The 13,292-nt window shown below is 48.0% G+C and carries 8 protein-coding genes and 1 pseudogene; 4 read left to right on the top strand and 5 right to left on the bottom strand.

The window, feature by feature from the left end; translation table 11 throughout:
- Positions 1-89: 89 nt before the first annotated feature.
- On the bottom strand, positions 90-1,610 hold the full coding sequence (locus JGK16_RS03615) for an aldehyde dehydrogenase family protein (RefSeq protein ID WP_293202780.1): 1,521 nt from the start codon (positions 1,608-1,610) through the stop codon (positions 90-92).
- 505 nt (positions 1,611-2,115) lie between these two features.
- The gene (locus tag JGK16_RS03620; protein ID WP_293189745.1) at positions 2,116-3,360 is read right to left on the bottom strand and encodes a response regulator; all 1,245 of its coding nucleotides are present in this window, start codon (positions 3,358-3,360) and stop codon (positions 2,116-2,118) included.
- 557 nt (positions 3,361-3,917) lie between these two features.
- On the opposite strand from JGK16_RS03620, the pseudogene JGK16_RS03625 reads away from it, so the two are divergent.
- From JGK16_RS03625 to JGK16_RS03635, 3 genes and pseudogenes are all read left to right on the top strand, one after another.
- Positions 3,918-6,540: pseudogene (locus JGK16_RS03625) on the top strand (endonuclease MutS2).
- Between the two features lie 368 nt (positions 6,541-6,908).
- Entirely contained in the window at positions 6,909-7,514 is a 606-nt protein-coding gene (locus JGK16_RS03630; RefSeq protein ID WP_293122723.1) for a DUF3038 domain-containing protein, read from the top strand.
- Between the two features lie 93 nt (positions 7,515-7,607).
- Positions 7,608-9,212, top strand: coding sequence for a DUF4335 domain-containing protein (locus tag JGK16_RS03635; RefSeq protein WP_293189743.1), 1,605 nt, complete (start codon positions 7,608-7,610; stop codon positions 9,210-9,212).
- A gap of 330 nt (positions 9,213-9,542) precedes the next feature.
- Here the strand turns inward: JGK16_RS03635 and JGK16_RS03640 are convergent, their stop codons facing one another.
- The 3 genes from JGK16_RS03640 to JGK16_RS03650 form a co-directional block, all read right to left on the bottom strand.
- On the bottom strand, positions 9,543-9,938 hold the full coding sequence (locus tag JGK16_RS03640) for a VanZ family protein (RefSeq protein ID WP_293174505.1): 396 nt from the start codon (positions 9,936-9,938) through the stop codon (positions 9,543-9,545).
- Between the two features lie 217 nt (positions 9,939-10,155).
- Positions 10,156-11,079 (bottom strand): nucleoside hydrolase, encoded by a 924-nt coding sequence (locus JGK16_RS03645; protein ID WP_293189741.1) that lies wholly within the window; start codon positions 11,077-11,079, stop codon positions 10,156-10,158.
- 70 nt (positions 11,080-11,149) lie between these two features.
- Positions 11,150-11,299 (bottom strand): hypothetical protein, encoded by a 150-nt coding sequence (locus tag JGK16_RS03650; protein ID WP_293202782.1) that lies wholly within the window; start codon positions 11,297-11,299, stop codon positions 11,150-11,152.
- Between JGK16_RS03650 and JGK16_RS03655 the strand changes: the two genes are divergently transcribed.
- Positions 11,289-13,265, top strand: a complete 1,977-nt coding sequence (locus JGK16_RS03655; RefSeq protein ID WP_293189737.1) for a S9 family peptidase — start codon at positions 11,289-11,291, stop codon at positions 13,263-13,265. The genes JGK16_RS03650 and JGK16_RS03655 overlap by 11 nt on opposite strands.
- The last annotated feature ends 27 nt before the right edge of the window (positions 13,266-13,292 follow it).

A 13,292-nucleotide genomic window follows, 5' to 3' on the forward strand; every position in this document is an offset into this window, starting at 1 on the left:
GTACCTTTTAGAAGAAGTTCTTGGTTGTTGCGATTTGGCGCTCTTTTTTTAGATAATCTAAGAGCGCTGAAGCGCAACTACGTACCTTTTTAGAAGAAGCCTAATGCTTTCGGGCTGTAGCTGACTAATAAGTTCTTGGTTTGTTGGTAGTGATCCAACATCATTTTGTGGTTTTCGCGGCCGATACCCGATGATTTGTAGCCGCCGAAGGCTGCGTGGGCTGGATACAAATGATAGCAGTTTGTCCACACGCGGCCTGCTTGAACGGCGCGGCCCATGCGGTAGGCGGTGTTGATGTCGCGCGTCCAAACTCCGGCGCCTAAACCGTAGAGGGTATCGTTGGCAATTTCTAAGGCTTGGGCTTCGTCTTTGAAGGTGGTGACTGCTAATACTGGGCCGAAGATTTCTTCTTGGAAAATTCGCATTTTGTTGTTTCCTTTGAAGACTGTCGGCTGGAAATAATAGCCGTCTTGTAAGTCGCCGGATAAGATTTTTCTTTCGCCGCCAATCAGGCATTCTGCGCCTTCTTCACGCCCGATTTTGACGTATTCGGCGATTTTTTCCATCTGGTTGACGGAGACTTGCGCGCCGAGGGCGGTTGTTGGATCTAGGGGGTTGTCTTGTTTGATTTGGCGGATGCGATCGATCGCCTTTTCCATGAATCGATCGTAAATTGACTCTTGAATTAACGCCCGCGAAGGACAAGTGCAAACTTCGCCTTGGTTGAAAGCAAACATCACAAAGCCTTCCACTGCTTTGTCCAGAAAATCGTCATCTTGGGCGCAGACATCCTCAAAGAAAATGTTGGGCGATTTTCCGCCTAATTCTAGGGTGACGGGGATGACGTTTTGGGAGGCGTACTGCATGATCAGCCGGCCCGTGGTTGTTTCACCGGTGAAGGCTACTTTCGCAATCCGGGGGCTGGTGGCGAGGGTTTTGCCGATTTCGGCGCCGGGCCCGTTGACGACGTTGATGACGCCATCCGGTACTAAGTCGGCGATGATTTCCATCAATACTAGGATGGATGCGGGGGTTGGCCCTGCGGGTTTGAGGACAACGCAGTTTCCGGCGGCGAGGGCTGGGGCGAGTTTCCACGCAGCCATGAGGATTGGGAAGTTCCAGGGGATGATTTGTCCGATGACGCCTAGGGGTTCGTGGAAGTGGTAGGCGACGGTGTTTTCGTCGAGTTCGCCGATCGACCCTTCTTGGGCCCGGATGCAGCTTGCGAAGTAGCGGAAATGGTCGATCGCCAGTGGGATGTCTGCTAGTCTGGTTTCGCGAATTGGTTTACCGTTGTCCCAGGTTTCGGCGATGGCGAGGCGATCGAGGTTTTCTTCGATGCGATCGGCAATTTTGTGCAAAACCCGTGCCCTGTCTGCGGGGGAAGTCTTACCCCACTTGTCTTTCGCGGCGTGGGCAGCATCTAGTGCCAATTCTACATCCTCCGCGCTCGATCGGGGAATTTGACAAATTGATTTTCCGGTAATTGGAGAAAGGTTTTCCGAGTATTTCCCCTTCACCGGTGCTACCCACTTACCGCCAATAAAGTTGTCATAACGAGCTTGAAAAATCGACTGACTGCCGGATTGAACAGGTGCTGCTACTACCATTTTATTACCTAATTTAAACTTGTTTTTGTTGACGATTGAAGTCTCTTGAATATCAACTATCGTCTATATTTCGGAAATTTGGGTAATTTCTATACAAAATTTTACATTTTCCAATATTTGATATCGAAGTAGTTTCTCAATTTCCGGGTCTGGCGGTTGATCAGAGTTTTTACAACTAACCGCAGAGCAGGCTCTTGATCCAGAGAAACAGCATCTTACAAATCATTTAAATCTACTATTATATAAATATAAAGGGTGCATCTGGTTTTGGCAAATATGTTTGTAGGGGCGAAGCATGACCGCAGTCAATATGGGATTATAACTAATAACTTATATGCGGTCATGCTTCGCCCTCTTCAACGGTGAGATGCACCCATCGCTTGGGGCGGATTCGCCACAATATCTCACGAAAAATAAGGTACGTTGTTGCGCTTTAGCGCTCTTATCTATATAAACAAAGAGCGCTGAAGCGCAACTACGTACCTAAAGATTAACCTCCCATTAATTAACTGTGCCTGAGCGGGATTTCTATCCGAAACTTAGTACCTTTACCCGGTTCCGAAAAATACTTTAACTCTCCTTTATGCTGCTCTACAATTATCCGATAGCTGACAGCAATCCCCAAGGTGCTGCTGTATTCCGCAGGTTTCCCCATCAAAAAATTGTCCGAATTTTCCGCTGCAATCTCTTCGCTGATTGCCATGCCGTTATCAGCAATCTCAATAGCAATCCGCTGAGCATCGATTACCTGAGTGCTAATCAAAATCACAGGCTTGAATTTAACTGATTCCGACTCTTCCAACTCTTGACTCGACTCTTCTAAAGCATCGATCGCCTGATTAATAATATTCAGAAAAGCTTGATTGAGCTGACCCGCGTAACACTCAACTTGCGGCAAATTTCCGTATTCCTTCATCACCTTGATATCCCGCCTGCCATCGCGGGCCGGCAAGCGGTGCTGCAACAACAACAAAGTGTTTTCTAAACCGTCGGAAATATCGAATAACTGCCAGCCAGAGCGATCGCTGCGGGAAAAATCCTGTACCGACAAGATTATTTGGCGGATGCGATCGCTCCCGGTACGCATGGAACTCACAATTTTCAACAAGTCGTCGAGCAGGAATTCCACATCCATATCTTGCTGTTTTTGCATAATTTCCGCGTCAGGATTGACGAGCTGTTTTTGATACAATCGCAGTAGTTCAATTAAATCGGTAGCGTAACTTTGGACGTGGGTGAGATTGCTGTAAATAAAAGTAATTGGGTTGTTAATTTCGTGGGCAATACCAGACACTAATTCCCCCAAGTTGGACATTTTTTCACTTTCCAGCGATCGATCGCGCGACAGTTGCAATTCTTGCTGAGTTCGTGCCAACTCCAGCCTCAACTCGCGCTCGCGCAATCCCGCCCGCAGCCTCCCCAACAATTCTTGCTTCACTATCGGTTTCAACAGAAAATCGTCCACCAGCCCGTCCAATTCTTGAACTTCGGCAAATTGCTCGGGTGTTGTCAGCAGCAGAAAATACCCTGTACTCAATTCTCTATCGGCTTTCACCAGCCGGCACACCTCCAACCAGTGAATTTGAGGCAAAGTCCCATCGCAAATTATCACATCCGGAGATAATTCCCTCGCCATGTCAAAACCATCTTTGCCGTCGGAAGCGACTTTTACCTGATGTCCCTCCTTTTCCAGTAACTCTTGGACGACTTCCCAAGTCACACTATCTGCGATCGTCAGAATCTTTGCCATAACACCAGCTCCACAACTTTCTCTTTAGGATACAACCGCCACAATTACCCGGACATATTTAAAACAAAATAGTTTAATCCCAGCAAAAAACAGTAGATGCTAGCTCCCTCAACAGCAAAAATGCTCATACCATTTGAGATTTTAGATTGGAGATTTTAGATTGGGCAGGAGTTACTGGATAATGATTTGGATTGCGGGCCTACAGTTGCATCGTTTTGCCAAACAGGTATCAGTAGAATGTATAATTTGAGACGGCGAACCCAAAAATACAAATTCTCGCCTTGCTAATTTGTCACCCGCCCGCAAACAGATACCAGCCCCCGACAGGAGTCGTGGAGATCCCACAAATTTAGACCCCGTTAAAGTTCGCAGATTCACCTGTGCAATAAATCTCAAATCTCAAATCCAAACATGGAAAATAGACTGACGGTTATCCCAGATACTTTCTCAAGTTGCGCCCGGAAACCATAAAAAACTTTAAAATTAATTAATAGTATCGTCAAATGAACCTTCTCGGTCAGCGCCTGGGAATGCCAATCACCAACACCACCTCAACTTTGATTCAATCCGAAACACTAGAACTATTAGAATGGCCGCGCCTGTGTCAGCACTTGGCTACCTTCGCTGCTACTAAACTCGGCGTCGCGGCCGCCCTCGACCTCCAAATCCCAGCAACTCAAGCTCAAACAGCCGAACTCCTAGCCCAAACTCAGGAAGCTTATCAGTTAGAAAGCCGCGCTGGGGGTGCTTTGAGTTTTGAGGGCATCCAAGACATCGGCTCTACCCTGCAACGAGCCGAACTTCAAGGTTTGCTCGGTGGCGAAGAATTGCTCGCGATTGCTACTACACTCGCAGGAGCAAGGCAATTGCGCCGGATAATTGACTCGGCGCCCGATGTCCCGACGCTCAAAGAACTGGCATCGCAACTGCGGACTTATCCCGAAATCGAGCAAGAAATCCATCGCTGTATAGACGATCGCGCTCAAGTAGCCGATCGCGCCACTCCTAAATTAGCAGGAATTCGAGTGCAAATGCGACAGTTGCGCGATCGCATTTATCAAATATTGCAAGGAATTTTACAGCGCCAATCCAACGCCGTCCAAGAACAGGTAATTACTCAAAGAAGCTCGCGCTTTGTGATTCCGGTAAAAGCTCCCCAAAAAGATGCTATACCGGGCATCGTTCACGACTCCTCCGCCAGCGGCGCGACACTGTACGTAGAACCCCACAACACAGTCAATCTTAACAACCAAATGCGGCAGTTGCTCCGGCAAGAACAAGCCGAAGAAGAAGCAGTCCGCCGCGCCCTCACCGAGCAAGTCGCAGCAGTCAAACCAGATTTAGATAGATTGGTGGTGGTAGTAACAACTATAGATTTAGCTGCGGCTAAAGCGCGCTACGGTTATTGGCTCCAAGCAAACCCGCCGAAATTTATCGACTTGGGAGAGCCAGAATTAGCACCAAAAAATACAGAAAAATTAGATGATGAAAATTCGAGTGATGAAAATTTAGATGAGGAACAACCAGAAAAAAGCCAAGTATTAATTCGGAATCTGCGATCGCCAATTACCCTCCGTCAATTGCGCCATCCTTTATTAGTTTGGCAGCAACAGCACGAACAAGGCTTTGCAGTCGTTCCCGTCGATTTAACAATCAGCCCCCAGATCCGCGTCGTCGCCATCACCGGCCCCAACACCGGCGGCAAAACTGTCACCCTCAAAACCTTGGGATTGGCTGCTGTAATGGCAAAAACCGGAATGTTTGTCGCCGCTCGCGAACCCGTAGAATTGCCTTGGTTCGACAATATTCTTGCCGATATTGGTGACGAACAATCTTTGCAGCAAAGTTTGTCTACTTTCAGCGGTCACATCCGTCGCATCAGCCGTATTTTAGAAGTTTTGCATAATAAATCGGAAGGAGAAAGTGCAGGAGAAGGAGAAGAAAATGCCCAATTCCCAATTCCCAATTCCCAATTCCCAATTCCCAATTCCCAATTCCCAATTCCCAATTCCCAATTCCCAATTCCCAATTCCCAATTCCCAACCATCTGAAGGTAGTGCATTGGCGATCGCCCTATTGCAATATCTCGCCCAACATTCGCTGCTAACAGTCGCAACTACCCACTTTGGCGAACTCAAAGCCCTCAAATATCAAGACGCCCGCTTTGAAAATGCCTCAGTAGAATTTGACGACAGTTCGATGCAGCCAACCTACCGCTTGCTGTGGGGAATTCCCGGACGTTCCAACGCCCTAACTATTGCTAAAAGACTCGGTTTGCTAGCATCGATAGTCGATGAAGCTCAAACCTATGTCGGCGGAGCATCTCAAGATGTCAATCAAGTGATTGCAGGACTCGAAGCCCAGCGCCGGAGACAGGAAACCAAGGCCAGAGAAGCAACTCAACTGCTGCACCAAACCGAAAAACTGCACAAGGAAGTTTCTCAAAAAGCAGCGGCTTTGCAAGAGCGGGAGCGAGAACTAAAAATAGCTCAGGAAGTGGCAGTAAATGAGGCAATAGGATCGGCAAAATCAGAAATTGCTCAAATTATTCGTCGCTTGCAGGCGGGCGACCAAACGGCTCAAAATGCCCAAATAGCGACAGAAACCTTAAATCAAATTTCCCAAAAACACCTGCCCTCTCGGAAACAACCGGCGAAACCGAAACCGGGTTTTATGCCAAAAACGGGCGATCGTATCCGCATTCCCAGCTTAGGCCAAACCGCCGAAGTTCTCAGCGGGCCAGATGCTAACGAAGAGTTGAGCGTGCGGTTTGGGATTATGAAAATGACCGTCAAACTAACAGAAATTGAATCCCTCGACGGTCAAAAACCGGAAACTAAGGCTCAATTAGCCAAGGTTGCAGCTCAAGCAGCCGCTACCGCCAAAGCTAAACAAGCAGCGTCGGAACCAGCAAAACCCAATCCCGAAATTGCCATCCGCACTGCTAATAATTCGATCGACCTTCGGGGCGCCAGAGTCTCCGATGCCGAAATCGAAATCGACAGAGCTCTTTCCAAAGCAGTCGAATACGGTGCGCTGTGGATAATTCACGGCAAAGGTACGGGACAGTTGCGGCGCGGGGTTCACGAGTTCCTCGATTCTCACCCGCAGGTTTCCCGCTACGAGCTCGCCAGTCAAAAAGAAGGAGGTGGAGGTGTGACGTTGGTTTATCTCAAATAAGCTCGCGTGCATCTAATTTTCAGCATCATGTTGCTTGAAACTCCTGTGGGCTGGGCATCCTGCCCGCCCGAAAACTTAAATCTTTTGTACCGCAACAGCTTAGTTGGAACGCGCAGAATTGATTTCGGGCAAGGGGCGGCGTAGGATGGTTGGGGGTGAAAATTTTTGGGTTTTGCTGCGGTTGGGCGATCGAACTTGCAACCGCAACTTTCAACTCGCAAATCCGTCCAGCAACTAGGATTGCCGGAATCAAAGCCACGAGTTATGGAGAAAAATTAACAGATCAGCTTTTGTCCGGCCACAAAGCTTGCATTACTGCATACTGTCGATATCCTGCATCAACCTGTCTTATTTCCCGTGCCCAAGCCATGCGCTCGACTGTAAAGCCCTCCGCTCCCACAAACGAAACGGGCCCATCTCCCAACTGGGAAGAATTGACCCAAAAAGCACCAGAACCTACCCAGTTGGACAACATTAAAGCCCAACTGGATTTAGTGCTGTTAGCCCTAGAAGCCCTGGCAGAAATTGGCTCAGAGGCGATGCTCAAGGTAGCAGCCGAACTGAATTTAGAGCCAATGGTAGCCGATCGCGTAGCTTTGTGGCGGCTGCGCCAATCGAACCCGCTGCGAAAAGGCCAGGGAGGGCGGAAAAAACTGGATGTGGAGGAAGCTCGATCGCTCGTTTTGATAAGCTGTAATTTGGCAAAACAGCATCAAGCTTTAATCCGCCGCGCCGTGGCCTTGCTCGAACAAATGGCTGAGCAAAACCGCGAACCTCACACAGTCGCTTTGTTGGGAGACTATATTGATAGGTTCAGCAACACTTATGCCGATCGCATGGAAGATGCAGAAACTTTATCGGCAAAAGAACTAACTAATTTGGCCCTCAAACTCCTGATCGATTTGCTGTTTTACAGCAGTCCCGGCGGCCACCGGCGCCTCTGGCTCGCCCTCCTAGATCGTGCTAAGAATTAGTCACCAGTCATTAGTTATTGGTTATTGGTTATTAGAACAAACAAATAACAAATAACAAATAACAAATAACAAATAACATACAGTCTTCTTGCTATGGCTCTCAAACGCTACACGCCCCCCACTTGCACGCTGGAAATTACAGCCAAAAGTTCGCCTCTATCTCGTTGGGCGGGCAAACCCGTGTTTAAATCTTTAAATTTTGAGTTGCGACTAGATGACCCCAGGCTACCAGATACCGAACACGTTACTCTCAGGGGCGATCGCAATCAACTCGAAACCCTCCACGAAGCAGTCACCAACTACGTCCAAAACTTCCTCGGCGAAGCCCGCGATTGGGACAACAACCTCAACTCCCAAACAGGTTTTACCACAGCCCCAGACTCGCCAGAAGTCGCGCGCAATGTCGTTACATTCGATCGACCCCTCAGCACATCCGAACTAGCAACCGCAGCCCCAAACACTACCTACCTGCCAGTTCCCCCCCGCCTAGAACCCCGCGGCTTGCTCGCCCACAACTTGTTCTTAGGCTCATTGAGCGCCGCCGAATCCGGGCCGGAAGTACACTTGAGTACCCTCCAACTCTTTGACTTAGCCACCGCACTAGATGACTGCGCCGCCGAAGTCATGGCAGTCCCCAACCTCAACCGCGATCGCCCAGAAGCGAAAGCATTACCATGGTTGAATATCGCAGCAATCCTAGTCGCCAGCGTCGGAATGACGACGGGAATTGTTAAAATGCTCGATCGATCGTCCTCCAACACCTCCCCAACAACCGCCACAGCCCCCGTCACAGCCCCCACCAACCCACAATTTACCCCCGCACTCCCGCAGCCCCAAATACTTGCCGGCGCCAACCCCAGCCCAGTTCCCGCCCCCACCACATCCCCCACCACATCCCCAACAGCAACACCAACAGCCGCAGCCACACCAGGCTTACCCCCCCTACCGCCCCCGCCCATCAACACCGCCGCCGCCACCCCCAGCCCCAGCTTGCCCCCAATCGCCCTAGCCCCAAGCCCAAGCACCAACAAACCCAGCCCCATCCAGCAGCCACCCCTGCTATTCCCCCCCAACAGCAGCGCACCCGCAGCATCACAGAGCGCCCCAGCCCTCCCCCAAGGGCAAATCATCACAATTCCCGATCCCGCAGGGCCCCCAATTGCCGCCCCCCAAGCACCCTACCTGCTGCCCCCCATACCGCCGAGACTAGCTCCCGCCGTACCGCCCCCCCTGCCACCATCCCTATCTGCATCGCGATTCCCAGTTCCCCCACCGCAATCATTCCCCCCCCTCCCCCAGCCGATTTCCCCCCCCAGCACCGAACTCCCACCCCTTGAGGACACTAAACCGCAAGCCGAGTCAGAGGACAACAACCGGGCTACCGCCAGCAAAAAAAACCGCACTTTATTTGATACAATTCCTCAAGTTTCAGAAGCTAGAACCTACTTTGAGGAACGCTGGAAGCCACCAGAAGGAATGGAACAAACCTTAGAATACAGCCTGCAAATCGATGAAAACGGCTCAATTCAAACTATTGTCCCGATGGGCAAAGCAGCCGCCGATTATATCGATCGGGCTAGTATGCCCTTAGTCGGCGAGCCCTTTGTTTCTGCCGTTACTCATGGCAAAAACCCCAAAATTCGAGTTGTATTGAGACCAAACGGTCGAGTACAAACCTTTTTGGAAGAGAGTAATTGAACTTTCGCAAACACATTTTATTGACATTTGCTCCATTTTATGAAGCAAAAATATCCCTATACCAAAAAAAGTCCTAGGGTGTGGATCCACCAACAATCCCTAGCTAATTTAATAGCTACGCACCCGATCGCAATGGTTGGATAATACATAAACACAACATTAGTCGATCGCCCCCATCAACCGATGCGCCGAATATCACCCTACAAACTCAACTTCTTCCTTCTTCCTTCTTCCTTCTTCCTTCTTCTTTCTTTCTTCCTTCTTTCCTTCCTTCTTCCTTATTCTTATTTCTTCCTTGCATCCGTTACATCCGTTACATCCGTTACACAATCAGTTGCCGAACTTTCCTTTTTCTTTATCCCAAGCTTCTCCAATCCAATAAAAAACTACAATACCCGCAAAACTCGCTAAAAAATCTTCAATACTAGCAGTACGATTGGGTAAAATCGCTTGCAGCATTTCTTCCCCAGCAGTGAAAATAGTAAACAGTGCTGGCCCGAAAGGAATTGGATAATTCAACACCATCATCATTTTTTTGCCCGTTGCTCTATGGCACAAAAAAGATGCTATTCCGTACAAAATAAAATGTCCGAGTTTGTCATAAGGCGGATGAGCCAGAGGAAAGTTAGTTAACTTTCCCATATCTGCTACCAGCATGATACTGAGAATAATTAACAAGTACAAAACACACGCAACAATCCAGAATTTTTTTGAGGATAATTTCATCGGATTTTTTCCACTATCGACAATTGACGAACCGAGTCCACGCCGCTTACCGCAATTTTGTTGGATTTGTGAATGAGATTTTTTTTGATTAACCGCAGAGGGCGCAGAGGGCGCAGAGAAAGAGAGGAAAGAGAAGATAGCGTAAATATTTGAGTTAGGGCGGGTTTTGTAGGGATATTTTTGGCTAACAACCCGCCTCTACCAGATATTGTTATGCTTAACGCGCCCACTGTTGCAATATGTAATTGTAAAACTTTTCCGTATCTACTCGATCCATTGCTTGAATTTTTCGCCCTCCTGTTTCAACTTTTGTACGTCCTTGACTGACACCTTCAGTAACTATTTCGGTTTCCCATTCTCGCAGTTCGTAAAATTCTGGATGTGCCAAATAAGCCGTTGCCAAAATATCCCAAAAATAGTAATCTTGAGCTATGGCTAAAGCATAACACTGTCCTGCTAAATCGGAGATTGGATATTTGCGCTGTCTGGCTAAGCGATTAGAAAAATCCACAGTCAGCGGTACATTATTGGTGATATCTAAAGGACACATCACAACGGGAATTTGTGTTTGCCAAATTCTCTCAATGGCTATCGGATCCCAGTAAGCATTCCATTCCGCCGACATATCTTGTCCCGGTTCCATATCTTTGCTAACATTGCCTATAGCGTTGAGCGCCCCTCCCATCCACACAATTTCTTTGATTTTGCTTTCAATTTCTGGTGCAATATCTAAGGCTTGTGCCACTGTTGTTAGCGGCCCCGTTACCATTAATGTGACCGGTTCCTTTGCATCCCGCAAAACTCCCACCATAAAGTTTTGTCCGGGTTCTGATATTAACGGTGTGTCAATGGTTGCTTTTTCATTTAGAATGGGAAGTCGATCGCACGCAAAGGAATCTCGCCTAAACAACACCGGAAATGGATTCAATCCCCGCACCGTACTCGCCGCCACTGGCACCTCTGAACACCCCATCAAATCGAGGATTTTGCGGGTTGCACTCACGGCTGGCTGAATGTAGCAATCCGCCGGAGTGACAATTACTCCCAGAGTTTGCACTTCCTCCATTGTCATCAGCAACACGACTGAGAGATAGTCGTCAACTGCACCGTCGTGATCCATTAGTACCAGCTTTTTCGACATTCTGCTTCCCCATCATTGAATTAGTGTAAAGTACAAATATAAATTTATTTGTTCTAAAAACACAACTGATTCAACTATAGCCGTTCTCAAGTGAGGTACTCGCCAATTCCCAATTCCCAATTCCCAATTCCCAATTCCCAATTCCCAATTCCCAATTCCCAATTCCCAATTCCCAATTCCCAATTCCCAATTCCCAATTCCAATTTATTATGAATACCATATCACCTTACGGTTCTTGGAAATCTCCCATCACCTCAGATTTAATTGTTTCAGGAACTGTCGGACTCGGACAAATTGCCATTGACGGCGATGATATTTACTGGGTAGAAGGAAGACCATCGGAAGCAGGAAGAAGCGTCCTCGTGCGGCGGACTCCCGACGGTAAAATAACTGACGTAACACCGCCTCCGTTCAACGTTCGCACTCGCGTCCACGAATACGGCGGCGCTGCTTTTGCAGTTTCTGATAGCGTGGTTTATTTCTCTCATTTTGCCGACCAAAGAATTTATTGTCAAACATTAAATTCTCCACCAGAACCATTGACACCGGCTGCTAAATGTTGCTACGCAGATGCGATCGTTGACAAACCAAGAAATCGCCTGATTTGTGTGCGCGAAGACAATGCAGGAAAAGGCGAATCTGTGAATACAATTGTTAGTATTAATCTAGATAACGGCGAAGATATTCAAATTTTAACTCAGGGCAACGATTTTTATGCTTCCCCTCGTTTGAGTCCTGACGGTGTTCAACTTTCCTGGATTTGTTGGAACCACCCAAATATGCCGTGGGATGGCACAGAATTGTGGGTGGCAGAAATTAATGCTGATGGTTCTTTAGGCGAAAAATATTTAGTTGCGGGCGGAGTTGATGAGTCTATTTTTCAGCCAGAATGGTCGCCCGATGGAGTTTTGTATTTTGTTTCCGATAAGTCGAACTGGTGGAATTTTTACAGAACCCCCCTCAATCCCCCCTTAGCAAGGGGGGAAGCAAAGATAGAAAAAAGCTTGCGCGAACAACCAGAAATTGAACCAGTCTGCGAAATGTCCGCTGAATTCGGCCTTCCCCAATGGGTTTTTGGAATGTCTACCTATGCCTTTGTCTCGGAAAGCAAAATTATTTGCACCTACACTCAGCAAGGTAAGTGGCATCTAGGAAGTCTCGATTTAGCGACAAAGCAGTTGACAAATATTGAGACAGGTTACACTGATATTTCGTCGGTGAAAGCGCGGGGAGAAACTGTAGTTTTTCTGGCAGGTTCGCCGATCGCATCTACTGCTATTGTACAGCTAAATTTAGCCACAAGTCAACGGAAAATTTTGCGAAAGTCGAGCGATTTAAACATCGATTCTGGTTATCTTTCTGTACCGGAACCGCTGGAATTTCCAACCGAAAATGGTTTGACTGCTTTTGGCTTCTTCTATCCTCCGAAAAACCAAGACTTCGCTGCACCTGAATCTGAAAAACCGCCGTTAGTTGTCAAAAGCCACGGCGGCCCGACTGCTGCTACTTCTAGCAGCATGAATTTGAAAATTCAATATTGGACGAGTCGCGGTTTTGCGGTGCTTGATGTCAACTACGGTGGTAGCACTGGTTACGGCCGGGAATACAGAAGAAGGCTGCAAGATAGTTGGGGTATTGTTGATGTTGATGACTGCGCTAATGGTGCTAAATATTTAGCCGAACAGGGTTTGGTAGACGGCGAAAGAATGGCGATCGCCGGAGGCAGTGCAGGGGGCTACACAACTCTGTGCGCTCTGACTTTCCGCGATGTGTTTAAGGCCGGTGCGAGCTATTATGGAGTTAGCGATTTGGAGGCTTTGACAAATGATACTCACAAGTTTGAAGCGCGGTATCTGGATGGATTGATCGGGCCTTATCCTGCACGAAAAGATTTGTATGTAGCTCGATCGCCCATTCATGCAGCCGAAGGTTTATCTTGTCCCGTTATCTTCTTTCAAGGATTGGAAGATAAAGTCGTGCCGCCCAATCAAGCCGAAATGATGGTAGAGATATTGAAAGCTAAAGGTTTGCCGGTTGCTTACGTTGCTTATGAAGGGGAACAGCACGGTTTTCGTCGCGCTGAAAATATCAAAAGAACTCTTGATGGCGAATTCTATTTCTATTCGCGCGTGTTTAAGTTTGAGTTGGCTGAACCGGTGGAAGCAGTGCCGATTTACAATCTTTAGCAAAAATTAAGTTTGCAGTTGCTCTGT

Origin of the sequence: Microcoleus sp. PH2017_09_SFU_O_A (genome assembly GCF_020738625.1) — a bacterium.
Classification (GTDB): domain Bacteria; phylum Cyanobacteriota; class Cyanobacteriia; order Cyanobacteriales; family Microcoleaceae; genus Microcoleus.

Bases quoted from the DNA above. Each gene is read 5' to 3' on its own strand.
- JGK16_RS03640 (WP_293174505.1), bottom strand. From the start codon at position 9,938: ATGAAATTATCCTCAAAAAAATTCTGGATTGTTGCGTGTGTTTTGTAC.
- JGK16_RS03615 (WP_293202780.1), bottom strand. From the start codon at position 1,610: ATGGTAGTAGCAGCACCTGTTCAATCCGGCAGTCAGTCGATTTTTCAA.
- JGK16_RS03630 (WP_293122723.1), top strand. From the start codon at position 6,909: ATGCGCTCGACTGTAAAGCCCTCCGCTCCCACAAACGAAACGGGCCCA.
- JGK16_RS03655 (WP_293189737.1), top strand. From the start codon at position 11,289: ATGAATACCATATCACCTTACGGTTCTTGGAAATCTCCCATCACCTCA.
- JGK16_RS03635 (WP_293189743.1), top strand. From the start codon at position 7,608: ATGGCTCTCAAACGCTACACGCCCCCCACTTGCACGCTGGAAATTACA.
- JGK16_RS03620 (WP_293189745.1), bottom strand. From the start codon at position 3,360: ATGGCAAAGATTCTGACGATCGCAGATAGTGTGACTTGGGAAGTCGTC.
- JGK16_RS03645 (WP_293189741.1), bottom strand. From the start codon at position 11,079: ATGTCGAAAAAGCTGGTACTAATGGATCACGACGGTGCAGTTGACGAC.
- JGK16_RS03650 (WP_293202782.1), bottom strand. From the start codon at position 11,299: ATGGTATTCATAATAAATTGGAATTGGGAATTGGGAATTGGGAATTGG.